Source organism: Rhizobium sp. BK418, from assembly GCF_004341105.1.
GTDB lineage: Bacteria > Pseudomonadota > Alphaproteobacteria > Rhizobiales > Rhizobiaceae > Rhizobium.
Genome location: NZ_SLZK01000003.1, coordinates 1,064,979 through 1,090,566 on the forward strand (window position 1 = coordinate 1,064,979; position 25,588 = coordinate 1,090,566).

General features: G+C 62.5%; 32 protein-coding genes and 1 pseudogene. 13 read left to right on the forward strand and 20 right to left on the reverse strand.

All coding sequences use genetic code 11. The features are described from left to right. Positions 1 to 7 precede the first annotated feature (7 nt). The 3 genes from EV281_RS16770 to EV281_RS16785 form a co-directional block, all read right to left on the reverse strand. Positions 8 to 256 (reverse strand): hypothetical protein, encoded by a 249-nt coding sequence (locus tag EV281_RS16770; RefSeq protein WP_245508286.1) that lies wholly within the window; start codon positions 254 to 256, stop codon positions 8 to 10. Positions 257 to 658: 402 nt separating this feature from the next. After that, positions 659 to 883 (reverse strand): hypothetical protein, encoded by a 225-nt coding sequence (locus EV281_RS16780; protein ID WP_245508287.1) that lies wholly within the window; start codon positions 881 to 883, stop codon positions 659 to 661. A gap of 77 nt (positions 884 to 960) precedes the next feature. Then, on the reverse strand, positions 961 to 1,491 hold the full coding sequence (locus tag EV281_RS16785) for a CYTH domain-containing protein (protein WP_132654194.1): 531 nt from the start codon (positions 1,489 to 1,491) through the stop codon (positions 961 to 963). A 147-nt stretch (positions 1,492 to 1,638) separates the two neighbouring features. On the opposite strand from EV281_RS16785, the gene EV281_RS16790 reads away from it, so the two are divergent. Continuing rightward, positions 1,639 to 2,001 (forward strand): hypothetical protein, encoded by a 363-nt coding sequence (locus tag EV281_RS16790; RefSeq protein WP_132654196.1) that lies wholly within the window; start codon positions 1,639 to 1,641, stop codon positions 1,999 to 2,001. On the opposite strand, the gene EV281_RS31180 is transcribed toward EV281_RS16790, so the two are convergent. The 3 genes from EV281_RS31180 to EV281_RS16800 all read right to left on the reverse strand — a co-directional run bounded on the left by EV281_RS31180 (position 1,980) and on the right by EV281_RS16800 (position 3,174). Beyond that, a complete protein-coding gene (locus EV281_RS31180; protein WP_165911907.1) occupies positions 1,980 to 2,141 on the reverse strand; it encodes a hypothetical protein in 162 nt (53 codons plus the stop codon). The genes EV281_RS16790 and EV281_RS31180 overlap by 22 nt on opposite strands. 194 nt (positions 2,142 to 2,335) lie before the next feature. Continuing rightward, positions 2,336 to 2,656, reverse strand: a complete 321-nt coding sequence (locus EV281_RS16795) for a cupredoxin domain-containing protein (RefSeq protein WP_132654198.1) — start codon at positions 2,654 to 2,656, stop codon at positions 2,336 to 2,338. Further along, positions 2,653 to 3,174, reverse strand: a complete 522-nt coding sequence (locus EV281_RS16800) for a DUF4142 domain-containing protein (RefSeq protein WP_132654200.1) — start codon at positions 3,172 to 3,174, stop codon at positions 2,653 to 2,655. Before EV281_RS16800 ends, EV281_RS16795 begins: the two co-directional genes overlap by 4 nt. Positions 3,175 to 3,362: 188 nt before the next feature. Between EV281_RS16800 and EV281_RS16805 the strand changes: the two genes are divergently transcribed. Next, positions 3,363 to 4,037 carry an RNA polymerase sigma factor gene (locus EV281_RS16805; RefSeq protein WP_132654202.1) on the forward strand — a complete coding sequence of 225 codons (675 nt, stop codon included), beginning with the start codon at positions 3,363 to 3,365 and terminating at the stop codon, positions 4,035 to 4,037. Between the two features lie 6 nt (positions 4,038 to 4,043). Here the strand turns inward: EV281_RS16805 and EV281_RS31185 are convergent, their stop codons facing one another. The 3 genes from EV281_RS31185 to EV281_RS16815 form a co-directional block, all read right to left on the reverse strand. Beyond that, complete coding sequence (locus EV281_RS31185) at positions 4,044 to 4,181, reverse strand: hypothetical protein (RefSeq protein WP_165911878.1); 138 nt, start codon at positions 4,179 to 4,181, stop codon at positions 4,044 to 4,046. A gap of 107 nt (positions 4,182 to 4,288) precedes the next feature. Next, on the reverse strand, positions 4,289 to 4,645 hold the full coding sequence (locus tag EV281_RS16810) for a type II toxin-antitoxin system PemK/MazF family toxin (RefSeq protein WP_132654204.1): 357 nt from the start codon (positions 4,643 to 4,645) through the stop codon (positions 4,289 to 4,291). After that, complete coding sequence (locus tag EV281_RS16815; RefSeq protein ID WP_132654206.1) at positions 4,642 to 4,866, reverse strand: antitoxin MazE family protein; 225 nt, start codon at positions 4,864 to 4,866, stop codon at positions 4,642 to 4,644. The genes EV281_RS16810 and EV281_RS16815 overlap by 4 nt, the downstream gene beginning before the upstream one ends. Positions 4,867 to 5,022: 156 nt before the next feature. Between EV281_RS16815 and EV281_RS16820 the strand changes: the two genes are divergently transcribed. Further along, the gene (locus tag EV281_RS16820; RefSeq protein ID WP_132654208.1) at positions 5,023 to 5,226 is read left to right on the forward strand and encodes a hypothetical protein; all 204 of its coding nucleotides are present in this window, start codon (positions 5,023 to 5,025) and stop codon (positions 5,224 to 5,226) included. Between the two features lie 6 nt (positions 5,227 to 5,232). Here EV281_RS16820 and EV281_RS16825 read toward each other — a convergent pair whose 3' ends face one another. Further along, complete coding sequence (locus tag EV281_RS16825; protein WP_132654210.1) at positions 5,233 to 6,099, reverse strand: LysR family transcriptional regulator; 867 nt, start codon at positions 6,097 to 6,099, stop codon at positions 5,233 to 5,235. Positions 6,100 to 6,711: 612 nt separating this feature from the next. On the opposite strand from EV281_RS16825, the gene EV281_RS16835 reads away from it, so the two are divergent. Next, entirely contained in the window at positions 6,712 to 7,608 is an 897-nt protein-coding gene (locus EV281_RS16835; protein WP_132654376.1) for a hypothetical protein, read from the forward strand. Between the two features lie 111 nt (positions 7,609 to 7,719). Here the strand turns inward: EV281_RS16835 and EV281_RS16840 are convergent, their stop codons facing one another. Beyond that, entirely contained in the window at positions 7,720 to 8,112 is a 393-nt protein-coding gene (locus EV281_RS16840) for a hypothetical protein (protein ID WP_245508288.1), read from the reverse strand. Between the two features lie 141 nt (positions 8,113 to 8,253). Here EV281_RS16840 and EV281_RS16845 point away from each other — a divergent pair. After that, a pseudogene (locus tag EV281_RS16845) lies at positions 8,254 to 8,535 on the forward strand (Lrp/AsnC ligand binding domain-containing protein); the annotation flags it as partial. Between the two features lie 207 nt (positions 8,536 to 8,742). Here EV281_RS16845 and EV281_RS16850 read toward each other — a convergent pair. After that, a complete protein-coding gene (locus EV281_RS16850; protein ID WP_132654216.1) occupies positions 8,743 to 9,033 on the reverse strand; it encodes a hypothetical protein in 291 nt (96 codons plus the stop codon). Between the two features lie 109 nt (positions 9,034 to 9,142). Between EV281_RS16850 and EV281_RS16855 the strand changes: the two genes are divergently transcribed. Further along, positions 9,143 to 10,108 carry a helix-turn-helix domain-containing protein gene (locus EV281_RS16855; RefSeq protein WP_132654218.1) on the forward strand — a complete coding sequence of 322 codons (966 nt, stop codon included), beginning with the start codon at positions 9,143 to 9,145 and terminating at the stop codon, positions 10,106 to 10,108. A gap of 93 nt (positions 10,109 to 10,201) precedes the next feature. Next, entirely contained in the window at positions 10,202 to 10,909 is a 708-nt protein-coding gene (locus EV281_RS16860; protein ID WP_132654220.1) for a phosphatase PAP2 family protein, read from the forward strand. A 19-nt stretch (positions 10,910 to 10,928) separates the two neighbouring features. On the opposite strand, the gene EV281_RS16865 is transcribed toward EV281_RS16860, so the two are convergent. Then, the gene (locus EV281_RS16865) at positions 10,929 to 12,278 is read right to left on the reverse strand and encodes a chloride channel protein (RefSeq protein WP_132654222.1); all 1,350 of its coding nucleotides are present in this window, start codon (positions 12,276 to 12,278) and stop codon (positions 10,929 to 10,931) included. Positions 12,279 to 12,570: 292 nt separating this feature from the next. Between EV281_RS16865 and EV281_RS16870 the strand changes: the two genes are divergently transcribed. Together EV281_RS16870 and EV281_RS16875 are read left to right on the forward strand one after the other, a co-directional pair. Continuing rightward, a complete protein-coding gene (locus EV281_RS16870; protein WP_132654380.1) occupies positions 12,571 to 12,861 on the forward strand; it encodes a GIY-YIG nuclease family protein in 291 nt (96 codons plus the stop codon). A 557-nt stretch (positions 12,862 to 13,418) separates the two neighbouring features. Then, entirely contained in the window at positions 13,419 to 14,489 is a 1,071-nt protein-coding gene (locus EV281_RS16875; protein ID WP_132654224.1) for a cyclic nucleotide-gated ion channel, read from the forward strand. Positions 14,490 to 15,554: 1,065 nt separating this feature from the next. On the opposite strand, the gene EV281_RS16890 is transcribed toward EV281_RS16875, so the two are convergent. From EV281_RS16890 to EV281_RS16905, 4 genes are all read right to left on the reverse strand, one after another. Next, a complete protein-coding gene (locus tag EV281_RS16890; RefSeq protein WP_245508289.1) occupies positions 15,555 to 16,205 on the reverse strand; it encodes a dual specificity protein phosphatase family protein in 651 nt (216 codons plus the stop codon). Beyond that, a complete protein-coding gene (locus tag EV281_RS16895; RefSeq protein ID WP_165911908.1) occupies positions 16,202 to 17,587 on the reverse strand; it encodes a HAMP domain-containing sensor histidine kinase in 1,386 nt (461 codons plus the stop codon). The genes EV281_RS16890 and EV281_RS16895 overlap by 4 nt, the downstream gene beginning before the upstream one ends. Before the next feature lie 162 nt (positions 17,588 to 17,749). Then, on the reverse strand, positions 17,750 to 18,427 hold the full coding sequence (locus tag EV281_RS16900; protein WP_132654226.1) for a winged helix-turn-helix domain-containing protein: 678 nt from the start codon (positions 18,425 to 18,427) through the stop codon (positions 17,750 to 17,752). Positions 18,428 to 18,770: 343 nt separating this feature from the next. Beyond that, positions 18,771 to 19,037: a DUF2277 domain-containing protein gene (locus tag EV281_RS16905; RefSeq protein ID WP_132654384.1), complete on the reverse strand. Its 267-nt coding sequence runs from the start codon at positions 19,035 to 19,037 to the stop codon at positions 18,771 to 18,773. Positions 19,038 to 19,238: 201 nt separating this feature from the next. Here EV281_RS16905 and EV281_RS16910 point away from each other — a divergent pair, with 201 nt between their 5' ends. The 3 genes from EV281_RS16910 to EV281_RS16920 all read left to right on the forward strand — a co-directional run bounded on the left by EV281_RS16910 (position 19,239) and on the right by EV281_RS16920 (position 21,193). Further along, the gene (locus tag EV281_RS16910) at positions 19,239 to 20,057 is read left to right on the forward strand and encodes an arginase family protein (RefSeq protein ID WP_132654228.1); all 819 of its coding nucleotides are present in this window, start codon (positions 19,239 to 19,241) and stop codon (positions 20,055 to 20,057) included. Positions 20,058 to 20,222: 165 nt separating this feature from the next. Beyond that, complete coding sequence (locus tag EV281_RS16915) at positions 20,223 to 20,978, forward strand: TMEM165/GDT1 family protein (protein ID WP_132654230.1); 756 nt, start codon at positions 20,223 to 20,225, stop codon at positions 20,976 to 20,978. Then, entirely contained in the window at positions 20,975 to 21,193 is a 219-nt protein-coding gene (locus EV281_RS16920) for a hypothetical protein (protein WP_132654232.1), read from the forward strand. The genes EV281_RS16915 and EV281_RS16920 overlap by 4 nt, the downstream gene beginning before the upstream one ends. A gap of 308 nt (positions 21,194 to 21,501) precedes the next feature. Here EV281_RS16920 and EV281_RS16925 read toward each other — a convergent pair whose 3' ends face one another. From EV281_RS16925 to EV281_RS16935, 3 genes are all read right to left on the reverse strand, one after another. Further along, positions 21,502 to 21,981: a hypothetical protein gene (locus EV281_RS16925; RefSeq protein ID WP_245508290.1), complete on the reverse strand. Its 480-nt coding sequence runs from the start codon at positions 21,979 to 21,981 to the stop codon at positions 21,502 to 21,504. A gap of 366 nt (positions 21,982 to 22,347) precedes the next feature. Further along, positions 22,348 to 22,845, reverse strand: coding sequence for a DUF3597 domain-containing protein (locus EV281_RS16930; protein WP_132654234.1), 498 nt, complete (start codon positions 22,843 to 22,845; stop codon positions 22,348 to 22,350). A gap of 213 nt (positions 22,846 to 23,058) precedes the next feature. After that, positions 23,059 to 23,628, reverse strand: coding sequence for a transglutaminase-like cysteine peptidase (locus EV281_RS16935; RefSeq protein ID WP_132654236.1), 570 nt, complete (start codon positions 23,626 to 23,628; stop codon positions 23,059 to 23,061). A 190-nt stretch (positions 23,629 to 23,818) separates the two neighbouring features. On the opposite strand from EV281_RS16935, the gene EV281_RS31190 reads away from it, so the two are divergent. Continuing rightward, on the forward strand, positions 23,819 to 25,204 hold the full coding sequence (locus EV281_RS31190; protein WP_165911909.1) for a hypothetical protein: 1,386 nt from the start codon (positions 23,819 to 23,821) through the stop codon (positions 25,202 to 25,204). The last annotated feature ends 384 nt before the right edge of the window (positions 25,205 to 25,588 follow it).

Genomic DNA, 25,588 nt, shown 5'->3' on the forward strand with positions numbered 1-25,588 from the left:
CTCCGCCTTACTGCCCGAGCAGCGTCTTCTTGAGCGTATTGCCCGAAAGCGCCGGCGATTGCGTATCGGCGAGAACGGGAGCGCCCGAAGGCGAGGTGAGGATGGTGGAGGGCGCCCCCTTCACCTTGTCGGAGGCGCGCCGCGCGGCCGTGGATTGGGCGGCGGCATAATCCGGCGTCTTCTGCTGGGCGTATTCCGGCGGCGCCTGTGGCGGCTCGGCTTTCGGCGGGGAGGAGAACATGCACATCTGGCTCATCCGATCCTGGTGGCGGTGTTGGCGCGGGCCGGGACGGACGATCACCCTCCATCCGGCCGATTGGCTTTGATGGTGGGAGGGTGAGGGATGAATGGTTGAGGGGGTGACATGGCTGGAGAAGGATTGCGTCTCAAAGGCTATTCATCGGAGGCGCTGTGCCGTGTGACACCCCCTCTGTCCTGCCGGACATCTCCCCCACAAGGGTGGAGATCGACAAGAGGCCCGACCTTCGTGCCCATTCGCCGTTTCGCCGGCTGCAACGCTGATTGTTTGGGGAGCCGTCGCGCCCAGCCAATCTCCCCACCTGTGGGGGAGATGCCCGGCAGGGCAGAGGGGGGTGTCTCACGGCAAAAAGCCCGTAGTGGACGCGCATCCTTCCAAAACATGAGAAACAAGGGCGGCTCAATTTACCGCCCCACCTCGATCCGCCCCTTCATATTCGGATGATAACGGCAGATAAAATCCACCGCCCCAATCCCCCTTGACTGCGGTCGAACCCGGCTTGCCCGCCGGTATCACCACATCGAAATTGCCTTTCGAGGTCGCGGTGTGATCGATCATGTCCTTGTTGCGCCAGACGATCGCATCGCCCGGATGCGCCGTGACTACCGCCGGGTTGAACCCCATAAAGACCCCGCTCCAACTATCGGGGTCGAGCCACGGGTCTCGACCCATCCCCAGGGGGAGGAGCTATCTAACCGCGCCTACCTTCCTTCACTCACAGATGCCGCCATGGTTCTGTAAGTATCGAGAATTCCTGAGACCGCCACCGGCCCGGTTGTGATGGCGTCGGCAAGCCGGCGGGATGCGAATGTCATGTCGCCGGTAATTTCGGGGCCGGCCCAGTCCGGTATCGCCACTGGAAAATCAGGGTCTGGCAATTCGACGTCCGCGGTCACGAGCCCGCGCAAGGGGCCTTGATACTCGTCGACCTGCCAGCAGAGGCCGTGGACATCGACCTCGTGGCGCTGCTTCTCCAGCGCCGGCCCGTCCGAGAACTCGCCGATTATCGCCTCGGCGTCCGTGTCGGACAGGGGGATATGGTACTCGCTGCGCATCACGCCGCGTCTTGCGCCCTTGATGGTCAGCGTGGAGGATCGCCGGCAGAAACGAATGCGCATTTTTCCGCCGTCGAACTGAGCAATGAGGTGATCGGCGATGTGCACCGTGGAATGGACGGCGGGGCGCCAGTCATCGTTGATGACAAGAAATTTCCGCTCGATCTCCAGGCTCATGCGTGTCCGCCTCGTTTGATCAGGACTCAACAACAAGGAAGACACGGTTCTGGTTCCACGGCTTGGCACGTTGGAACCTTGCGGCTCCAAAAAGGCGGGGAACAAAAAGAAGCGAGCCAACGTTCGAAAAGCGAGAGGAGCCGGACCATGGCCAAGAAAAACAGGATTCCCAGGAAGATCGTGGGTTACAAGATTCCCAAAGCAATCCGGAAATCGCCTATGATACGCGGCCTGCTGGCGAGCGATATCGGGCGGGGCATTCTTGCAAACGCGGTGACGGCCGCTGCCGGTGCCGCCGCGACCGTGCTGCTCAGCGAAAGCGACGAGATGTCGGGTGCTGCCGGCAAGGGTGCCCGCAAGGGCAAGCGTGCGCTCGGCATTGCGGGTTCGGCCATGAGCAGCGCCGCCGATGCGGCTATCGACGTGATCAGGAGTTCGGCTCGCGACGCGCTGCCGAAAAAAATGCAGAAAGATATCCGAGACCGCCCTCAGCGGGGCGCGATGCACTGACGATCGCGCCCGTTTCCGATGAGCAGCTCGATAGCGGCGCCATAGAGCGATTTGCGCTCGCCCATTTCGGCCGCGCCGGTCTGGAAAAGGCTGCGGTGGCCGGCCTGGTGCGGATGATGGTGCAGCTCATCAAGAAGCATCCGTTCATCGCAGCCGAGGTCATCCTCGCCGGCGCGAGCCGGGCCGGCGTGGTCGGCTACGGAGAGCTCAGCCGGCGGTTTGCCGGCCGCATAGCCACGTCAGATAGGAAGACGGCACAATCCGTGCCGTCTGTCCCATTGGCCGGGACCGGAAATAGCACCGACGGCGGCTGACATGGCGCAGCCGGCTCAATTTACCGCCCCACCTCGATCCGCCCCTTCATATTCGGATGATAACGGCAGATATAATCCACCGCCCCATCCACCTTGACCACGGTCGAACCCGACTTGCCGGCGGATATCACCACATCGAAATTGCCTTTCGACGTCGCGGTGTGATCGATCATGTCCTTGTTGCGCCAGACGATCGTATCGCCCGGATGCGCAGTGACTACCGCAGGGTTGAATCCCAGTTTCTCCATGGTGACCTCGATCGTGGCAGCACTTGCGGCCGTTGCCGTAAGAGAAAGGCCGGCCGCAAGGCAGAGGCTCGGCAGGAGCGCCATGGCCATCATTTCATCATCGAGGCAACATGCTCGGCATGCTGCTCATGGCCCTGGAACATCTTCAGGCCTGTTTCGAGCAGGGACTTCAGGTCCGGGTTCTGCGCGGCCGGGATCAGCGTCGTCTGCAGGGCATCGTTGACCTTCTTGTGGTAGGCGACTTCATTGTCGATATAGGCCTTGTCGAAGGCCGCACCCTTCAGCTTGGACAGCTTCTTCAACTCGGCTTTGGCATCCGATGTCAGCGATTTGCTGGTATCGTTGTCCTCGGGCTTCACGTTGAGCTTCTTGAGGAGATCGGTTGCCTGCTTGTTGACGGCCTCGTGGTCGCGCATCATATCCTTGGCAAAGGCGACGACCTCCTTGTCCTTGGATTTCTGGACCGCCAACTTGGCCGCGTCGATATCGATGACGCCGGCCGTATAGGCGATATGGGCGATCTGCGGATCGGTGGGTGCCGCGCCGGCGGCAAAGGCCGCAGGCGCGGAGAGCGCGAAAGCGGCAAGGGCGGCGATAAGGTGTTTGTGCATCTCAGTCCTCCATCCGGCGACACGGCGCCGGTCGATGTTTTCGACGCAGAATTGGACTCCGGGATTGCGCAAACGTTCCCGTCTGGGGGAGTGGACAGAAAAGATTCTTCCCTCCTTTTTCGGGAGCCCCGGATTTTTCGGGAACCTTTGCGGTCAGCCGGCATCCAATGCGGGAAAAAGGATGAGCCATGGCGCAGCAGGCCGAGATTTCGAGAACAGAGAAAAGCGACCCCGAGCTGGTGGCGATGGCGCTGGCGCGCGATGCCGAAGGTTTTCGCGCCATCATGCGGCGCTATAACCGGCGGCTGTTTCGCATCGCGCGGGGCATATTGCGCGATGATGCGATGGCCGAGGATGCGCTGCAGGAGGCCTATCTCAAGGCCTTCCGCCACCTTGGCGATTTCCAGGGCGCCAGCGCCTTTTCTACCTGGCTGACGCGCATCGTCATGAACGAGGCGCTCGCCCGGCTTCGCAAGGTGCGCCGAATGCCGGAGGTGCCCGTCGATACGATGCAAGGCCGCATCCTCGATTTCCCGACCGGTTCGCCGATCGACAACCCCGAGACCACTATGGCGCAGCGACAGATCCTGAAACTCGTGGAAGAGGCGACCGACAACCTGCCGGAGGAATTCCGCCTCGTCTTCATTGCCCGGGTGATCGAGGAGATGAGCGTCGAGGAAACCGCCGAGCTTCTCGACTTGAAGCCGGAAACGGTGCGTAGCCGACTGCACCGCGCCCGCGCGCTGCTCCGCCGCGAGCTCGACCAGCTGATCGGGCCGATCGCGCTCGATGCCTTCCCCTTTGCCGGCTGGAAATGCGATCGCCTGACGGAGAAGGTGATGGGCAAGCTGATGGGGCCGTGAGAGGCTCTATTTCGGCTCCGGCTGCTGGATGACGGGCGGCGGCGTCTTGCTCTTGGTGCCGCTGCCGTCGAACATTTTCACCGCCAATATGCCGACGACCGATGCGATCATCGCTGCCAGGATTATCAACATCAATGGTCGCATGGGACGATCCGATCCTGAAATTGTTGGTCGGGCTCTAAGGCCTAGAGTTCCTGTCCGGGGTTGGGGACTGTGGTGCTATATTGGAGATGATGCGGAGCCCTTTCCCATCATTCTTCTTCTCGGCCAAATCTCGGGGAGGCAGCCAGTCCGAGAAAAACTGTTACAGCCCGATTGAACCGAACCACGTCCTCATCGTCGAGCCGCCCGAGCTGGTCGCCGACCTTGGATTTGGGGACCGTCGTGATCTTGTCTACCATCAACCGTGAGGGAGAGCGCAGGCCATTTCGCTCATTCGGCTCGACCGGGAGCCGGAACAGCGGTGCGTCGGTCGGGTCGGTGGTGAAGGCGCAAATCGTGATCGAGTCCGTAGCGTCGAAGCTGTCGTCCTGTACGACGACGACGGGGCGGGGTTTGCCGGCATAATCCTTGCCGCCGGCGACGGTCCAAATCTCTCCGCGCTTCATTCATCGTCCCAGTCTGAGACCGCGTCGATGAATGCCTGATCCTCGTGGGCACGGGCACTGGCGGCCACCGCCAGAGACTGGCGGTGCGCCTCCGACTTGAACGATGATGCGCGCACATCCGGCACCCAGATCTGGATCGGGCGCAGACCTTGCGATCGCAGACGCTCACGATGTTCGCGCACCTTCTCGCGTGAGGACTTCGGACTTGATACTCCAGCCATGACAATGCTCCAGCAGGGTTACATGTAACCTACCATGAGATGGATGCTATTGCCAGCGCTTTCCAGAAAGGCATCGCTGCCTGTGTCAGGAAAAGATGCCTATCCATCCTCGAACTTTCTTTGATCCTCGGCGTTCCCGGATCAAAGGAGCCCATCATGTCCAGACGCAAATTCAAGAGGCTGACCAGGCGGCTGATGGGTCGGTTCGATGACGTTCAGACCCTGCTCGACGAGATCGAAGGCAGTGCGATAAAACTCCAGGCGAGCTGTGACGAGGATGCCGAAGGCGAGGGCGTCGCGCACCCCACGGTGCAGGTGCCGCAATGGCCGCGGCATGGGGCGGCGCCGGCCGCGCTGTAACAGCCTTCAGGCACGCTCGCATCTGCCGGCAAACAGATCCGCATGGGCGGCAAACAGCGCGCCCAGCCTGTCGATGACAGTGCGCACTTCCGGCCGCTGGCGCTCATCTTCGTGCACGGCGATCCAGATATCGTAAGTCAGGCTGTCGATCACAGGCCCGGCGCGGACGAGTCCGGGCTCGGCATCGCCCATGAAGCAGGGCAGCAGCCCGCGGCCGGCGCCGCCGCGGATGAGGTGGAGCAGCATCAGCGGCGTGTTCGTCCAGCTGGTGATCCAGTGGTCGGGCTGCTCGAAGGTCCATTTGTCGGCCGGTGTTACCGCAATCTCCGTTCCGAGCGAAATCCAGTTGTGATTGGCGGCATCGAAAGTGCTGGCCTGATAGGCCGCATGGGCAACGGAGACGGAGCGGCGCGTGGCGAAATTGCCGCGCTCCGGCCGGCCGTGCATGATGGCGAGATGGGCCTCGCGATAGGTGAGATCGAGGCCGGTATCGAGCGCCTTGTAGCACATGCGGAACCTGTCTTGCGGCTGCCAGACGGCGGGCAGGTGGCCGGCGATGAACCATAACATCCAGGCATCCGCCCCGATGGAGACGATCGGCAGGGTCAGGACGTCGCCGCGCCAGTCGGCGATCGTTTCAGCCGCCTGCTGCATGACCTGAACGCGCTCGAACAGCGTCTCGCCGTCCGTGGCCAGAAGATAGCCGGTCGGGCCGCGCCGGAAGAGCGTGCGCCCGGTTGCCCGCTCCAGCGCCAGCATGCGCCTGCCGATGGTAGGCGCGCTGAGACCCGTCCGTGCCGCCGCACCGGTCAGGCCGCCTGACGTCGCGACATGGAAGAAGAGCTGCAGATCGTCCCAGCTGGCCTCTTTCATCTGTGAAAACCCCCTTTTATCCGCGCGTCTACCTTTGCGGGTGAGCGCGCCTTAGGTCAGTTGCATCTGACATAGATGGAGGCAGGACGATGCTTCTCAACTGGATCATGCTTTCAAACGAGCTTCGCGGAAAATGCCGCCAGCAGAGACGAGACCCGCTCGCCGATCCGCTCGATGCGCCCGAATGGGATGGCCTGCGCTGGGCCTTGCCGCTGCTTGGGTGGATGGCGCGAAGGTCTTTCGGGGCCGGCCGAGCAAAACAGGTGCCGCGACCAAAGCCGGGGATCGAGCTTTCACCGGGAGCCAAAGCTAAGTCCTGTGAAAGGCCGGATGGACGCTTCGCCTCAAATCTATCGCGGTGAGATTGCAATGTTGTCCCGCGCCACACCCGCCCGGAACAAACAGCGTGCACCGGCGTTCGATCCCCGCGAACACATTCAATTCACGGAGGATTTTCAAATGGGTCGCGGTATTCTTCTCTGGCTTCTGGGTATCCCGTTGCCGCTCGTCATTCTGCTCGTTCTCTTCACGCGATAGGAGGCTGCCATGTCTCTTGCTGAAGACAGGCCCGTTGCCGAAGGCTCCGGCCTCGGAAGCGGGCGGGCCGGCGTGATGCCGGTCGAATCGTCGAAGTCGGCCATCGCCTGGGGGCCCGTCATCGGCGGCGCCGTGGCGGCGACGGGCATCACGCTCATCCTCCTGCTGCTCGGCTCCGGCGTCGGGCTGACGATGGTTTCCCCCTGGTCGGGGCAAAGCAGTTCGGCCGCAACCGTCGGCGTCACCGCGGCGATCTGGCTGGTCGTCGTGCAGTGGCTGTCGTCCGCGATGGGCGGATATCTGACCGGGCGCCTGAGGACGAAATGGGCGGCGATCCACACCGACGAGGTCTTCTTCCGCGATACCGCGCACGGCTTCCTGAGTTGGGCGCTGGCGACCGTCTTCGTCGCCGGCTTCCTGGCATCGTCGTTGACCTCGCTCGCCGGCGCCGGGGCGAGTGCTGCCGGCCAGGCCGCGATGGCGGCCGGCGTCGCCGGAAGTTCCGCTGCCGCTGCCTCGGCTTCGGACACGAATTCGACGGGTCCGGGCCTATCCACCGCCTATTTCACCGACGCGCTGCTGCGGCCACAGAATATCGCCAATCGCGCCAACGAGGATAATGGTGCGGCCGCTGCCGAGATCTCCCGCATCCTGCTGCAGGGGGCGGCGAACGGCTCGGTGCCGGACGGCGACAAGACCTATATCGCCGGCATCGTTTCGGCCCGAACGGGGCTTTCCGAGGCCGATGCCCGCGCCAGGGTCGATACCGTGCTGAAGCAGATCGACGACGCCAAGACTGCAGCACAGGCTGCCGCCGACAAGGCCCGCAAGGCAGCTGCGACGTCGGCATTGATCGGCTCGCTGTCGCTCATCGTCGGCGCCTTCATCGCTGCTGCGGCTGCCGCATTCGGCGGGCATCAGCGCGATGAGGAAGAGGATCTCGTTGCGACCAGCCGTGGCCCGCTGGTGTAAACCGTCATTCCGAACAGGGGCGCTGCCTCTGTCTCTTATGGTCTACCGCATGGTCACCCCCTCTGTCTGGCAGAAAGAGGGGGTGACGCAGCCGCCGGTGCGGCCCCGACATCATGGCCTGGCGAGATGCCAAACGCCTTCGGCCCCGTCGCCGTGGATATCCCCACGCTTGGAATCGAAGTGATAAGTGTAGAGCGGCGAGCCCTTGTAGGCCCATTGCTTTACCCCGGTCGATCGCGCGACGACGCTCCAGGGGCCGGAAGCCTTGGCACCTGCCGGCGCCACGAAGGGAGGCCAGGCGACAGCGCAGAGCAGCGTACAGTTGGACTTTCCAGGCTGATCCTTATCGAACGTGTAGAGCGACCGGCCGTCAGCATCGGCCAGCAGCTTCTGCTGTCCGCTGGTAACGACGGTGGCGGGCGAGATCGGCTTTGCCTCTGCAAGCGATGCAGACATCAGGGCGAAGCCGAGTGATACTGTGAGGGTTTTCATGGTTCCAGACATTGCTGGTCCTTTCTGCCGCTCCTTGATACCTGGACAGGAGGGGTTCCTGCCGGCCGCAGGCGGCATTCGGTTTATATTGGTAAAGAGCGATGTTTCGGCCACATCAGGATCACCGGCTTAGCCAGAATTTGTAACTGTACGAAGGTCGGGAGAGCGGTAGAGGCGCTGGTGACCGTGGAGCTGAAGCTGCATGGCGAAGCGGATATGCGCCGCTTTCTCGACATCGCCATCGCCGAGGAGGCCGTTTCGCAAGCCTATGCCGTTACCGGCGAAACCGATGTCGTCCTGATGCTGCGCCTGCGCGACATGGAGGAATTCGACGCGCTCAGCGAACGTCTTTTCCGCGACGAAAACAATGTCGCCCGCTATTTCACCATGATCGTCATCCGCACAGCGAAAGACGAGCCCGCCATCCGGCTTTGATGGGGCTTGTCTGGGGTAGGTGGTGAAGGTTCGAACCTGAAAAAGACCCCGCCCCAACCCCTCCCCACAAGGGGGAGGGGCTTAACCTGCCGCGCCGGCTTTCCCGATCTTTAGCATTTCGAGAGGAGCGACGTGGGTGCCGCAGGGTAGTCCCTCCCCCTTGTGGGGAGGGGTTGGGGAGGGGTCTTTGCCAGTTGCACAACGCGGCTACTTCCCTTGGATCAGCAGCCCCAGCGGCATCAGCGGCTGGACCGGCATCAGGTCGTAGCTCATCAGGCCGGCGGCCACGAGTGGCAGGGTGGCGAGAGAGGCGCGGGCCGCCTCGACGGACTCGGCATTCATGAGGAAGATCGGGCCGGCATTTTCCCGGAACCAGAACTGCTCGACCTCGCCGCTGAGATAGTGTTTCAGCGTCGCCGGCACTTCACGCGGCAGGTATTCCTTCAGCTGCTCTTGCGTCAGCGGGGCGTTGGCGGTTGCGATAGCCATGACTTTCATCGGTAATCTCCTTTTTGATCCCGATTGCGATAGCGGACGCGGAAAGATCTAGCCTGCGGCAGGCCAGGGGGGTATTGTCACAAATGACAATAACAGGGCCATTTACGCCATGCGGATCACCATTCTTGCGCTCGAGGGATTGTGGGATACGGGGCTGACGGTCATGCTCGACGTATTCGCGGCGGCAAACGGCCTGTCGGCAATGGAATTCGGCGGCACGCCGCATTTCGATGTCACCGTCGCCGGTGTCAGGCGCAAGGTGCGCTCCGCGCAGGGGCTGACGGTGCCGGTCAAACCCGTCACGCCTGATCTGAAGCCCGACTGGGCGATCGTGCCGGCGCTCAACGTGATCCTGCCGGAGCATGTGGTGGCGGCGCTGTCGCGGCCGGATGTCGTCAAGGCGATCGGCGAGATCCGCCGCTGGCATTCCGAGGGCGCGCGGATCGGCGCTTCCTGCAGGGGCACGTTTCTGGTGGCCGAAGCCGGGCTGCTCGACAACAGGGAGGCGACGACCACATGGTCGCTGGCGCCGCTTTTCCGGCAGCGTTATCCGCAGGTGCTCGTCGATGAGAGCCGCATGCTGGTTTCCACCGATGTCGGGGCGACGGCAGGCGCGGCCATGGGCCATCTCGATCTCGCGCTCTGGCTGGTGCGGCAGGCAAGCCCGGAGCTGGCGGCGCTCGTCTCGCGCTATTTGCTCGCGGACCTGCGCTCGCTGCAGGCGCCCTATATCATTCCCAACCATCTGGCGCAGGCCGATCCGCTGATGCTGCGCTTCGAGCGCTGGGCGCGCGAGCACCTGAAGCAAGGCTTTTCGCTGCACGTGGCGGCGGATGCGCTGGCGACGAGCCCGCGCACGCTGCAGCGACGCTGCAACGCCGTGCTGGGCAGATCGCCGCTCGCCTATTTTCAGGACCTGCGCGTCGAGCATGCCCAGACGCTGCTGCATGGCAGCGGGCTCGATCTCGACGCGATTGCGGCCGAGGTCGGCTATGTCGACGGCGCGACGCTGCGCACGCTGCTGCGCCAGCGGCTCGGCCGCGGCGTGCGCGATCTCAGGGCGGATCTGAGGTGAGGAGCCCCTTGCAAAATCAAGGTGCAGCACACAGTTGATGAAGTCAGCAAGCCGGGACCTTTCCGGAAGACCATACCATCCGATGGGAGAAGAATGCAGCGTATCAAGACCTGGCTGAACCAGTATGAGCCGATGACGCTCATCACCTTCGCCTGCCTGGCTGGCGGCCTCTTCCTGCTGCAGCGGCTGACGAGCGAGGTGATGGAGGGCGAGACGCTGGGTTTCGACAGGACGATCCTGCTCTGGCTGCGCGAGCCAGGCAATCTCGCCCAGCCGATCGGCCCGCACTGGCTGACGCATGCGATCGGCGACATTACCAGCCTTGGCGGCATCACCGTGCTGTCGATCCTGACGCTGCTCGCAACCATCTACCTTTTGCTCGACCGCCGAACGGCCATCGCCGCCTTCCTGTTCCTGTCGGTCCTCAGCGGCTGGCTGGCGAGCACGGGGCTGAAGATCCTCATTGCCCGCGCCAGGCCGGATATCGTTCCGCATCTCGTCGACGTCAACGATCTGAGTTTCCCGAGCGGCCATGCGATGGTCTCGGCCGTCACCTACCTCACGCTCGGGGCGCTGCTGGCGCGCACGCAGCGCTACCGGGCGACACGCATCTTCGTCATGGGCGCAGGCATCTTCCTCGCCGTCATCATCGGCCTCAGCCGCGTCTATCTCGGCGTGCACTATCCGACGGATGTGCTGGCCGGCTGGGTCGCCGGTTCGCTCTGGGCGCTGTTGTGCTGGCTGGTCTCGAAGCGCTTCATCGCTCGGACCGCTGGTGAGGCGGAGAGCGAGAGGCGGTGACAGTCCGGCTTCGAGGCTGCTAGACCGGAGCCTCTTCCCGTTCCATCGCTCGCCGTGCTCTGACGGCCGCGGCAATGAAGACGCGGGAGAGGCCGTGGTAGAGCGGTTCGCGCGAGAGGATGCGCGAGGTGATATAGCCGAGCATGGCAACGGCCATGATCGGGATGACCGCCTGATGGTCGCCGGTCATTTCCAGGATGATGACGAAGGCCGTCATCGGTGCCTGCACGACGCCGGAGAAATAGCCGGTCATGCCGAGGATGGCTGATAGTGCGATGCTGGTGCCGAGAAGCGAGCCGACGGTGCTGCCGAAGCCGGCGCCGACGGCAAGCGACGGAGCGAAGATGCCGCCTGGAATGCCTGAGAGCATCGACAGGAAACCGGCCGCCAGCTTTTCGATGAAGAAGAAGAGCGGCAGCGCATGGCCTTCGACCGCGCCTTTTGCCTGATCATAGCCGGTGCCGAAGGTCGTGCCGCCGGAGGCGATGCCGATGGCGGCCACCGCCAGCCCGCAGATGCCGGCAAGCATGACCATGCGCGCGAGCGGCTGCGGCTGCGCCCAGCGGCGGATGCGCTGGCCGAAATGCAGGGCAAAGCCGCTGAAGCCGGCGCCGAGCGCGCCGCCGCCAATGCCGCAGACGATCACCAGACCCCAATCGCTCAAGCCCGCCGGCGCAACGGAGGCCTCGCCGAAATAGTTATAGCTGCCGGCAAGGCCGAGGGCGGCAAGCCCCGAGAGGATGACGGCGGTCAGCACCAGGCCATTGGCGCGCGACTCATAGGTGCGGCTCATCTCCTCGATGGCAAAGACGATGCCGGCGAGCGGCGTGTTGAAGGCGGCGGCGATACCGGCTGCCGAACCTGCCAGGATCAGGCCGCGCGCCTGCGCCATGCCGCCAAAGCGGGCAACGGCCAGCATGATCGAGGCGCCGACCTGCACCGTCGGCCCTTCGCGGCCGATCGAGGCGCCGCAGAAGAGCCCGAGAACGGTAAGCGCAATCTTGCCGGCGGCGATCCGCAGGGAGAGCAGCCGCGTGCGGTCTTCCTCGTGGCGCAGATGGCGGGCGGCGATCGCCTGCGGAATGCCGCTGCCCTGCGAATTGGGAAACAGTTTTGCGGCAAGCCAGGCCGACAGCATGAAGCCGAGCGGGCTGAGGATCAGCGGCAGCAGGAACGACCATTCACTTGAGGACGTCAGCCCGGCAAAGGCCTTCTGCGCCAGATCCGCGAGCCTGGCAAAACCGACGCTGACCAGCCCGATCGCCAGCGCCCCGCACCAGAACACGAGCCGCGGCCGCCACAGCGAAAAGGATCCCCAGATGACACGGGAGCGGCGAAGCAGCCTAGAATTGCGATAGGGAAGGGGCATGGCGGACTCAGATGCACGGGGGCTGGGTTGGTCCGGTATAACCGCAAACGATGCCTTAGATCATCTGTTGATTTGGGAAATCTGCGGGATGGGTGGTGGTGCCTGCTACCTTGGCGCTCCGGTCGTTGCATGAGGACCTCCGGAAACCTGCCTTCCACCGGGCTCGCTTGGGGCACCGGCGCGCTCCCTTCTTTCCGTCATTCCTGTGCTTGTCACAGGAATCCGGCCGGCTTGCGTCGGCAAGCCGAAAAGACTCTTGAAAAACAGCGCCAGAATACGCCACTCTTCAACTATGAAGGGTTACGTCTACATCCTCGCGTCAAAAAGAAACGGCACGCTCTATACCGGCGTGACAAGCGATTTGCCCGGCCGGCTGTTCGAACACCAGAACGAGCTGACGCCCGGTTTCACCTCCCGCTACGGCGTCAAGACGCTTGTCTGGTTCGATGAATACGATCTCGTCACGACAGCAATCACCCGGGAGAAGACCATCAAGAAATGGCCGCGGCAATGGAAGCTCAATCTCATCGAGGAGAATAATCCGGAGTGGGAGGATATTTCGTGGCATTTGATGGGGTTGTGAGACTGCGGCACGTGTAAGAATCTTCCGCCGCGTGGACACGCGGCTGCTGGATTCCTGTGACAAGCACAGGAATGACGGATGTTGGGGACTCCACCTCCTTTCTCCATCACTGCTCCAGGCACTGTATAGCCTAGGTACAAGTGTCCGCAGACCTGCCTCCCGCTCAACATCTCTTTGGGCAGCGGCGCCACCCCAACCTCCGTCATTCCCTCCTCGTGCTGGCACGAGGGACGTCACAGGAATCCAGCCGGCTTGCGCCTGCAAGCCGAAAAGACTCTTGAAAAACAGCAACAACAATGATCCGGAATGAGAGGAAATTTCCTGGCATCTAACGGGACTGCGAAATTGCCGCATGCGTAAGAGTCTCCTGCCGCGTAAACACGCGGCTGCTGGATTCCCCGGAACGAGTCCGAGGACAGGAATGGCGGAGAGTGAGGAAGCGTCGGCCCCCCAAGAGAGCTCTGAGTAGAAGGCAGGCCTAGGGCGCACACATAGTCGCTTGCGTGTGGCCCGAAGCTATCTATTGTCGTCGAATGCCGGGCGGTTGGGAGTGTCTAATGTCGGCAGTGCCTTTCTCAAAGATTTCGACGCCGCTCAATGTGCTGCTCGCTACAATCGGTCTCCTGGTCGTCGCCGCGCTGACGACGCAGGGTCTTGCTGAACAGGAGAGGCTTGTCCTTGAGCTGCTACTTGCGGCGATTTGGCTGGCCTATGCGCTCCAATTGGGCGGCACATTGTTTTCACGGCGCCACCGCTTGTCGGAAGGGATGCCGGCCCTTGTGATCGATTTGCTCGCGGTTCTGGTTCCGGCTGCTGCATTCTTGTTCGCGGGGTCCCGCGATCGAAACCTCTATTGCGCCATATGGCTTCTCAAGCCTTTGCGCGACTCGACCTTTTTCAGGCTGCTGGCAAAGGTGGTCGCGAATGAATCGCGCAATCTGCTTGGCGTGACATCGGTGTTCGGCATCGTTCTTTTTGGCGCTGCGCTGGCCGGTTATATCATCGAGCGAGACGTCCAGCCCGACAGGTTCGGCAGCATTCCGCAGGCGATGTGGTGGGCGGTCGTGACGCTGTCGACGACCGGCTATGGCGACGAGATCCCGCAGAGCCTTGCAGGCCGCGTTCTGGCCGGATTGGTGATGATGAGCGGGATCGGTATTTTTGCACTTTGGGCCGGCATTCTCGCCACCGGCTTTTACGAAGAGGTTCGCCGCCAGGACTTCGTTCGCAACTGGCAACTGGTCGCTGCCGTACCCCTGTTCCAGAAGCTTGGTTCCGCCGCACTGATCGAGATCGTCAGGGCGTTGCGACCGCGCATTGTCCCCGCAGGCGCCGTGATCTGCCGCAAGGGCGATGTCGGCGATCAGATGTTCTTCATTGTCGAGGGGCGGGTAACCGTGGCGACGTCAGACCATCCGGTGGAACTCGGTGCCGGAAACTTCTTTGGCGAGATGGCGCTGATCAGCGGCGAACCGCGCTCGGCGACGGTCAGCGCAGCAACCGAGGTATCGCTGCTGTCGCTCTACGCCGTCGATTTCCAGATGTTGTCGAGCAGCAGTCCGGAGATTGCCGAGACCATCCGCAAGACGGCGCTGGAGCGGCGGGGCGGGCCGCCGCCGAAGGAATGATCCAGGCCGGCAGGTATGCGTTGACCGGCTCATGGCGCAGGATACCTGCGCCGGCCGCGGTCGTGCCTGGAGCGCGGATGGAAGAGGCGGCGGGCGCCACCCCAACCTCCGTCATTCCTGTGCTTATCACAGGAATCCAGCCGGCTTGCGTCTGCAAGCCGAAAGGACTCTTGAAAAACAGCGATGACGCAGATCCAGAATTGAGATATTTCCTGTCATCTGATGATGCACCGAGATGACCGCAAACATCAGAGTCTCTCGCCGCGTAGACACGCGGCCGCTGATTCCTGTGACAAGCACAGGAATGACGGAGGAGGGGCAGCGTCGTGCCACAAGAGAGCGCTGAGTGGGATGGGCATGCGGCATGATCCGTCCGGGCACTGGATGGACAGAGTGTATCGCGTATCCCGAAACCCGCCTCCCGCCCAACGTTCTCTTTTGGCAGCGGCGCCACCCCACCCTCCGTCATTCCTGTGCTTGTCACAGGAATCCAGCCAGCTTGCGTCTGCAAGCCGAAAGGACTCTTGAAAAACAGCGATGATGCAGATCCAGAATTGAGGATATTTCCTGTCATCTGATGATGCACCGAGATGACCGCAAACATCAGAGTCTCTCGCCGCGTAGACACGCGGCCGCTGGATTCCTGTGACAAGCACAGGAATGACGGGAGAAGGGGCAGTGTCGGTGCCACAAGAGAGCTCTGAGGGAGAGGCAGGCCCTGGGGCATACGGCACGGCCCCTCCTGGCACTGGATAGAAAGTGTGCCGCGTGAAACCTGCTTCCCGCCCAACGTTCTCTTTTGGCAGCGGCGCCACCCCAACCTCCGTCATTCCTGTGCTTGTCACAGGAATCCAGCCGGCTTGCGTCTGCAAGCCGAAAAGACTCTTGAAAAACAGCGATGACGCAGATCCAGAATTGAGGATATTTCCTGTCATCTGATGATGCACCGAGATGACCGCAAACATCAGAGTCTCTGGCCGCGTGGACACGCGGCCGCTGGATTCCTGTGACAAGCACAGGAATGACGGGAGAAGGGGCAGCGTCGGTGCCCCAAGAAAGCAAGCCCTAGCTATCGATCCCGAAAACCTTCTCGAGCTTTTCCCAGCTTATATCCATGGCGAAAGCTGCCGAGAGATAGGGGATGCCGATATGGCCGTAGCGGACCGAGAGTTGCCTCTCTGCCGTCTCCTCGTCGAGGCCGGCGATCTGCTGCAGGTAGAGGAGCGAGACGAGGCCGGTGCGGTCGGCGCCGGCCTGGCAGTGGATGAGGATCGGTTTTTGGGCATTGCGCAGCAGCGCGAGCAGTTCGAGCGCCTGTTCGTGCGTCACTTCCTTGGAGGCGGAAAGCCCGTAATCGATGTGGGTGATGCCGGCCTTTTTCGCCGCCTCGGTTTCCTTGAGGTACCAGTCGGCGCTGTCTTCGCCGCGCAGATTAAGGATGGTCTTGATGCCGTAGCGGGCGGCATATTTGTCGATATCGGCGGGAGAGGGCTGGGCCGAGCGGTAGAGCTCGCCCGGCAGCACTTCATGGAAATTGCCCGATAGCTGCAGCCCGCCGAGATAGAGGCCGAAAAGCAGCGCAGCGGCGCCGAACGCTGCGAACGCACGTCCGTAGATCCGGACGCGCTTTCGCTTTTTCTCGTCAGGCCGTTTCGGCCGCATAACCGCTGCACAGATTCGCTGGAATTGCTCCAGTCTATTCCAGCGTCTTCTCATGTCCCCTGTCCTTGTTGCTGGGCGGGAAAGCGCATGATCACGCCGAGGCCGGGGTGCCGGTCGTCAAGCGTGATTTGGGCGCCGTGCAGATCGGCGATTGCCTTGACGAGGCTCAAGCCCAGGCCGCTACCTGGCGTCGTGCGGCTCTTGTCGAGGCGGTAGAGGCGGCGGAAGACCAGTTCGCGCTCCGCCTCCGGAATGCCGGGGCCGTCATCGGCAACGGTGGCGGTAAAGCTGCCGTCGCCGGCCTCGAGAGCGAGCGTGATCGATGTCATCGGCGGGCAATGGGTGATGGCGTTTTCCACGAGGTTGACGAAGAGCTGGGTCAGAAGCTCGCGGTCGCCATTGACCATGCAGGGGGAGGCCGGCCGGGTGGCGAAGGCGAGCGACTGGCCGTTGTCCTCGGCGACGCCGCCGTAGATTTCGGCGACCGAACTCATGATATCGGCGAGATCGACCGGCAGGAAACGTGCCTTCCTGGCGCCGGCTTCGATCTGCGAGATGCGCAGCAGCGCCTCGAAGGTGGCGCTGATGCGGTCGCTCTCCTCGCGGGCATCGAGCAGGAAGTGCTGGACGTCAACGCCGCGCCCGCTCTGCTGCATCGCCTGTTCGATCGTCATGCGCAGTCGGTTGAGCGGCGTCTTCAGGTCGTGGGCGATATCGGCGCTCACCTGCCGCATGCCTTCGACGAGAGCCGACAGCCGGTCCAGCGCCTGGTTCATCTGGGCTGCGACGACATCGATATCGTCGCCATTGCCTTCGAGCGGAATGCGCCGGGCAAGGTTGCCGGCAGACACATCGCTCATCGCGCGCTCGATTCCGTCGAGCCGCCGCTGGGCACGGGCGGCGAAAAAGGCACCGCCGCCGCAGGCGAGGATGACGATGACGCCGGACGCCCAGACGAAGCTCATCAGGGCGATACGTTCCAGATCGTTGGTGTCGGAATAGCTCTCGCCGACGATCAGCCGGTTGCCACCGACTGTGCCCGCCTGGATGCGGATGCGGTCATCGCCTTTCACGCCGATATCGCCGGCCTCGATCGTCGACAGGCCGTCCTTTGCCGTAAACACGGAAACATTGCCGGCAAGCCGCTCGCCCTTTTCATTGACCAGCAGGAAGATGCTGTCTTCGGGGTTGTTGAGGCGGGCATAGGTTGCCACGGCGGCAACGAAGTCTTCCTCTTCCTCTTCGGAGGAATAGGTGGCGGCGACGACCGAATAGGTGTCGCGCACGGAATCGTCGAGCGCCTGCGCCAGATCGCGTTTCAGCAGCTGATAGGTGATGATGTCAGCCACCAGAAAGGCAAGGATGAAGAGCAGCCCGAAGGCGAGAGCCAGCCGGAAGGGCGTGCTTCGCAATAATCTCAGTCTTTTCTTCAGCATCGGATCATCCGAAAGCCGCTATACACTTTTCGGTCCAATGCTTTGTTCTGCCTGAAGCATCGGATTGTCCGAAAACCGCTATACACTTTTCGGTCTGATGCTTTGTTCTGCCTGAAGCATCGGATTATCCGAAAACCGCTCCACACTTTTCGGTCCGATGCTTTAGCGCGGCGCATGCAGGCTGTATCCGGTATTGCGCACGGTATGAAGAAGCGGCACGTCGAAGGGCCTGTCGATCTTGGCGCGCAGACGGCTGATATGGGTTTCGACGACGCTGGTCTTCGGGTCGAAATGGAAATCCCAGACGCGTTCGAGCAGCATGGTGCGCGTCAGCACGCGGCCTTCGTCACGCATCAAGACTTCGAGCAGGGTGAATTCGCGCGGCTGCAGCTCGATCGTCTGGCCCTGCCGCGTCACCTGCCGCCGGATCATGTCGAGTTCGAGATCGGCGACACGCAGCACCGTCTTTTCGTCCCGCACGGGCGGGCGGCGCGCCAGCGCATTGACGCGGGCGAGCAGTTCGGAAAAGGCGAAAGGCTTGGTGAGATAATCGTCGCCGCCGGCTTCCAACCCCTCGACGCGATCGTCGACGCCGCTGACGGAGGTGAGGAAGATCGCCGGCGTGCCGATCTTGGCGGCGCGCACCGCCTTGATCAGCGACAGGCCGTCGAGGCCCGGCAGCATGCGGTCGACGACAAGCACGTCATATTGTTCGCGCGTCGCCTGGTAGAGCCCGTCGCGTCCGTCCCCGACGATGTCGCAGACGTGGCCTGCCTCCATCATGCCCTGCGTGACGTAATCGGCCGTCTTTTTATCGTCCTCGACGACGAGAATGCGCATGCCCGGTCCAAATCCCCGTTTCCAAATCCTGTCTGTGGAGCATTTCGGTCTTCTGCCGAGCCCGGACATGTGACGTCGTACAATTGGCGCGGAATTGTGTCGTCTACCTTAGCGAATTCTTACGGATTTGTAAGGCGCGGCCGTGCCGCCGGCTTTCCGTCCTCAAGCCATACTTACGAAATCGTAGCGTTCCGGCAAGACCAGCATATGGAGCGGCGGCCAGAAGCGGCGGCATGGCGACGGAAAGGCGCTCGTCGGCGTGCTTCGAGATCAGTAGCGAGGTTGGGCCGGAAGCCGCTCATTGCACCGACAGAGAACGAGATCTCCAGAGGGCAGGGCGTTCTTATGCGAACCGGGCTGCCGACCGTGCCCGCGCCTTGGCCGCGACTTCCTCGCGGTCACGAGGCGGTTGAGACGTCTCCAGCGAATTGAGCAAGTCATGGGCGCATTTTGCGATCGAAGAAACGGCTTTCTCGAAGGCGGCCTCGTTGCGTTTCGACGGCTTGGTCGTGCCGCTCAATTTACGCACAAACTGCAGAGCCGCATCGTGGATTTCTTCGTCGGTTGCCGGCGGATCGAAATTGAACAGGGGTTTTATGTTTCGGCACATGCGTTGCTTCCCTTCATCGTCTTTCCGTGGCGGAGAGGTGCGTGGCGTCATGTGGAATTTAGTCACGGCAATACCAATTGCAACGGACGGCAAAGCGAACCGAGTTTCGCAAAAATTCGGAATTCCGGGCAAATAAGACACCCTCGCTTTGCAGCAGAGAACCGGCTAGAAGACCACGAGATATGTTCGGAGGTATTGGCTGTGGCAAAACTGACTGAATATACCGTTTTTCAAGGCCGGGCCGGCGATCATAACGATCTGGCGATACCAGGCGCCCTGGCGATAGGCGAAGAGCTTTCGCGTCGCTCCGGCATTTCCCCTTATATTATCGGAATACCGGAGCCTGCGACGAATTCCGGCTGGCGCGAGGAGCTGGACGCGGCCCTGCCGGCGCTCAGGGAAATGCAATCGCGGCTGGACGATGTCTTTGCCCGCGGCGCTGTTTCCATTGCCGCCACGAGCCGGTGCGCCGTCTCGCTCGCAACGCTTCCGGCCGTCGCAAGGCATAATCCTTCCGTCTGCATTGTCTGGTTCGATGCCCATGCCGACCTGAACCCGCCTGAAGCCAGTATTTCAGGATATCTCGGCGGGCTGGCATTGGCAGGACCTGCCGGTCTCTGGGATTCAGGTCTCGGCGCCGGTTTGCATCTGGATCAGATCGTTCTGGTGGGAGAGCGCGACCTCGATCCCTATGAGGTCGAGCTGATTGCGCAACACCGCATTCCGCACATCAAGCCGGAAGACGATCTGGCGAAGGCGCTCAGGAGCGCAATTGCCGGTCGCGCCGTTTACGTGCATCTCGATTGCGACGTGCTGGAGCCGGGCATCGTGCCGACCGATTATCGATGTGAAGGCGGCCTGTCGCTTGATGATCTCAAGGCCTGCTGCGAGGTCATTGCGGACCATGAGTTCGTCGGCATCGAAATCGCCGAGTTTCAAAACGCGTGGGAGCCCGACGGCCCGCCCGTCTCCCCTGACCCCTTGCTCGACGCGCTGCGCCCGCTGCTGGCGCAACGATAAGCCCCGGGAATTGCGTCTCTATGTCGAAGGGATATCCGCTCGATGCGCTTCAAATGGGGGATTGAGATCGAAGCAGCCAGGCGACCGTCGCCATCCTCCGGCAAATTCCGCCTTCGGCTATATCTGAATTCCATTGCCCTTTCGAAATGACCGCGGACAAGCATCATGACCACAATAACAAGCATAACTTCCACGGTGACGGCCTCTTTTCTCGGCTCCTTCGTGGAAGTCGTGGAGGCCTTCACCATCATCCTTGCCGTCGGCGTCACGCAGAGCTGGCGGCCGGCCTTCATCGGCACCGGGCTGGCGCTGGCCGTGCTTGCGGTGCTGGTGCTGGTCTTCGGACCACTGCTCGCGCTGATCCCGATCGAAATCCTGCAATTCTTCATCGGCACATTGCTGATCCTGTTCGGCATGCGGTGGCTCAGAAAAGCAATCCTCAGGGCCTCGGGCTTCATTGCGCTGCATGACGAGGAAAGGGCCTTTGCAGCCGAGACCGATGCACTGGCGCGCCGGTCGGCCGACCGGCGGGCAGATTTCCTGGCCGGCACGGCGGCTTTCAAAGCCGTGTTGCTGGAAGGCGTCGAAGTGGTGTTCATCGTCATCGCCACCGGCGCCAGGCCTGGCATGTTGCCCTTCGCGACCATCGGCGCGCTGATTGCCTGCATCGCCGTGCTCGCCATCGGTATGCTTGTGCACAAGCCGCTGTCGTCAGTGCCGGAAAACACGCTGAAATTCATCGTCGGACTGATGCTGACGGCCTTCGGCATCTTCTGGGTCGGCGAGGGTCTCGGCACCGAGTGGCCGGGCGAGGACCTGTCGCTGATCGGCATCTTCGCCCTTCTCGCCGCCTTCTCCTTCGCGGCCGTCAAATGGCTGCGGCAATATTACGACACGCATATGGAGCCCGTCGCCCGATGAACATTCTCAAGATCGCCTTCAAGGAATTGACCGGCATGTTCATCGATGACGGGGCGCTGGCGCTTTTGAGCCTGCTGCTCGTGCTCGGTGTCGGGTTCGCGGTCAAATCCGGGCTCATGGGGCCGATGGCAGGGGCTGCGCTGCTCATTGCCGGCTGTCTTGCCATTCTCGCGGAGAGCGTGACACGTGCCGCAAGGCGGAAGGTTCGTCGATAGGGGTGAGGGCTCTTGGCTCCGGGCGCAAACCTCAGCCCCCTACAATCCAATCCCTACTGCCCGCCCGCCGACCTCTCGGAAGACTACCGGCGGCACACTTCCTCAAGGCGTCAGACTCTCCACGTCTATGCCATGCGTGTCAAACCACCATTACGGGGATGCCCGGGTGCCTGTGGCGCAGCCGCTGGTATTTTTCGGCAAACCGGTTCTGCCGCTCGACCTCTTCGAAGATCGCCTTGCCGGCATGCAACACGCGAAATGCCGCCATCTGGAGCAGGGCGGCGGCAGGCAGCGGGGAAAAGACGGTCTTACCGGTCTCTTTGGCGTGCGGCCAGAATGAGCGGCGCCATCGCCGTTGCCAGCGAGCCGAAGGGCAACCGCTGCAAGGCCCTGCCGACCAGGAAGGCGGCGGCCATGGCGCTGGAGAGTTTCAGCCAGGGGTAATCGCCAAGCTGGGCATGCGCGCTCGCATTCGCCCAGCGCAGATTTTCTTCCACGACGTTGCCCGCCCGATGGCGGATGACGTGAAGCCGGGCACGCAGATTGTTGATCTCCTGGCGCACATCCTCGATCTGCCGCTCCAGTTCCTCGCGCGAAGCGGCACGCTCGACATCGACGATGACCTCCTCGATCGGGGCATCCTCGGCAACTGCATCGAGATAGTCCTCATAGGCCTGCTCGCTGGCAAAGCCCTCGGCCCTCGCTTGCTCATCGGCCGGGGTGGGCGTGGTTTCGTCGAGGCTGTCTTTCCTGCGGTCGGTATCGTCCCAGCCGTCGGTCCCTGGCATTGCGGTCTCCTCCTTGGCTGCAGCAGATCAAACGTATGAGGGAGCAAAAGGATGCATGGGCTTGTGAGAGATGCGAAGCGGTGGCCGAAGCCCGGTCATCGCCTTCCGACAGCGTCGAGATGCGCAGGCGGTCGGCGCGGAACAATCGTGGACGACATCTGGAAGACGCTGGCGAGCAGCCTCTGTCTGTCCAATTCATCGGTTTTCAGGCGGACGCTCCACGCTGGTGAGTCCTCGCGCTGCGACCCGCTGTTCCGTCATGCTCGGGACAAGCCCGAGCATGACGGCGGATAAAAGGGTGGCGCTGCAACGCTCACCGGGAATTTCGCGCGGCCTTCAGCCGGGCGTGGACAGGCTTCGTGGCTCTCAATCCAGGAGATCGGCGGGCACCTTGCCGCCGTTTTCCGAGAGTTTCTTCATGAGCGCCTTGTGCAGGAAGACGTTCATCTTGGCGCTGTCATTGGTGTCGCCGGTATAGCCGAGTTCGCCGGCGAGCTCCTTGCGCTCCGCCATGCTGGCATCCATTCCGAGCGCCTTCATCAGGTCGACGATCGAGTGGCGCCAGTCGAGCTTCTGGCCGGATTTCTTGACGGCCGCGTTCAGAATCTGCTCGATGTCGGCATTACTGGTTTGAGCGGGGCTGGTTTGAGCGGGGCCGGTTTGAGCAGGGCTGGATTGAGCCGGTGGCGGCGCGCCGGTTGCGGGCTCCGTGACAGGCGGAGCCTTCGCTGCTGGTGCGGGAGATGCCGGCTGGGCGGGAGCACTGGCGCTTTGCGGGGCGGCGGGTGCGGCCGAGGGCTCTGGAACAGGTGCAGCCTGCGCTTTGCCAAAGATCGCGTTCTTGATGCGGTCGAAGACGCTCACGGAAATCCTCCTCGTGTGGTTAGGCCGGGAACGCCTCTCGCGAGAGGAGCTCCAGCCGCTGACCGGAAGAGAAGTAGGGTGGAGAAGCGATCCGCAAAGCCCTCCGATGGGAATCATCGTGGGTGTGGCTGGTGAGGCATGACGTAGCGCTTCCGCGCCCTCAAAGGCAACTATGTCTCAAGTTTGGCAGCCATGGCAGGCTGCCTGGTTCCATTAAGAAAACTCGTTCGCTCTCGGGCCGGCGAGCGTCACGCGCCAGGTCGAGCGTTTGAGGAAATCCTGGGTCGCCAGAAATGTATAGGGCGTGGCTCGCCAGGGTTTTACTGCGTTGTTGAGGTTATCGAGCACGTAATCGCCATCGTCCATGCGGGCGATCAGCACGACGTGGTTTTCGTTGCGCGGACCGATCACCACCGAGAGCGCCAGGCGGTGCGCCGGAAAGCCGGCGTCGATGAGATCCTTCATCTTCTGCAGGGCGTAATCTTCACAATCGCCCCGTCCGCCGACAGGCAAAGTCCAGTCATCGCCATTGGGTGACTGATCTTCCACCGATCTGACGCGCCCGTTGACGGCGCGGGTGACCTTGCGCAGCAGCGGCATGCCGACCTCGGCCGACGCCCCTTGACCTGACGTTTCATGGCAGAGCCAGCGATATCGGGCGCAGGCGGATGCGAATCCCACCGGCGCGCCGATGCTTCGGGTGACGGGTAAAGCTTGCCCGGCAAATGCCTGAAATTGCGTGGGAAAGAAAACAAGCGAAACAAGACAAACAAGCCACCGCATGAATCACCCTTCTATTGCTCGGCGGGACTGTAACACAGTTTATACTAAAACTTTAATAAAATTTATTACTTACGAAATTAACTATAGATTAAGAGGTTGTGCCATTATCCACGATTTATTCTTGGAATTAACAGTTCGCTAATATAAAAACTCTCCTCATTAACGGTTTATTAACTTTGGGAGAGATTAGATGATCCGCAAAGCAGCGAAGTATAGCGTCGCCGTTGCTTTCCTTCTGGCAAGCAGCAGCCTCACGATGGCCGCACCGGCAGTTGTCAACTGCTCCGCAGCCAAGCCCGGCTCGATCGAGGCCCGGCTGTGCCTGCCGACGAAATCCATCCGCACCGATAACGACAGCCGCACGGTCAATAACGACAGCAGCGGCAACCGCTTCGGCCGGGACAATCAGGCTTCGAGCCGCAACTCCTCCAGCAATCGTGGGGATCAGGGCAGCTCCGGCTCCGGTAATACCGGCGGCTCCGGCTCGGGTAACGGCGGCGGCACGGGCCCCGGCAATGGCGGTGGCGCTGGCCCCGGTGACGGCGGTGGCGCTGGCCCCGGTGACGGCGGTGGCGCTGGCCCTGGTGACGGCGGTGGCGCAGGCCCTGGTGACGGTGGCGGTGCAGGCCCTGGTGACGGTGGTGGCGCTGGACCCGGCGACGGTGGCGGTGCAGGCCCTGGTGATGGCGATCATCATGGCGGCGGCAAGGGCCACGGCCACGGTGGCGGCAAAGACCATGATCACGGCGGCGGCAAGGGCCACGGCCACGGTGGTGGCAAGGACCATGACCATGGCGGCGGCAAGGGCCACGGCCACGGTGGTGACAAGGACCATGACCACGGCGGCGGCAAGGATCACGGCAACGGCGGCGGCAAGGATCACGACAACGGCGGCGGCAAGGATCACGACAACGGCGGTGGCAACGGTCACGACAACGGCGGCAGCAGCAACGGCAACAGCGGAGGCAACAGCGGCGGCAATAGCGGCGGCAATAGCGGTGGCGGTAGCGGCGGCGGCAATAGCGGTGGCAATAGCGGCGGCAATAGCGGCGGTAACAGCGGCGGCAACGGCGGTGGCAGCAGCGGTGGCAACAGCGGCGGCAATAGCGGCGGCAACGGTGACGGTAGCGGCGGCAACAGCGGTGGCAATAGCGGCGGCAACAGCAACGGCAACAGCGGCGGCAATAGCGGCGGCAACAGCGGTGGCAACAGCGGTGGCAACAGCGGCGGCAACAGCGGCGGCAACAGCGGCGGTAACAGCGGTGGTAACAGCGGTGGCAACAGCGGCGGCAACAGCGGCGGTAACAGCGGCGGCAACAGCGGTGGCAACAGCGGCGGCAATAGCGGCGGTAACAGCGGTGGCAATAGCGGTGGCAACAGCGGCGGCAACAGCGGCGGCAATAGCGGCGGCAACAGCGGTGGCAACAGCGGTGGTAACAGCGGTGGCAACAGCGGCGGCAACAGCGGCGGCAACAGCGGTGGCAACAGCGGCGGCAATAGCGGCGGCAACAGCGGTGGCAATAGCGGCGGCAGCAGCAACGGCAACAGCGGTGGCAACGGTAACGGCCATAAGTGATCGGGCCGGGTCCGGCCTGATCTTCAGAACGGAAGGAGGGGCTTCAGAGAGGCCCTTCTTTCAAAAGCATAACGGAATGCGGCCCGGTGGCGGCATCAGCCGCCAGCATTTGCCGGGCGCATACCCTTTCCTCCCTCGTTCCTGTGTCGGCGTGCTGGCGTAAGATATGTCACAGGAATCCGGTTGATGGCTCGCATGTATAGCGTAGGAGCCATCTGCGCCGAGAGGTGTCGGGCGCGCCGGGTCTCTGGGGCATCGGGCTGGGCCGAGGCCGCAGAGATGAGGGAGGAGGGGTCTGCATGACGATCCAAGATCGGCATAAGCCGGCATATGCAAGCAAAATCAGGGCTCCAGCGATGGAGCCCTTTTTTTATGGAATGCGGG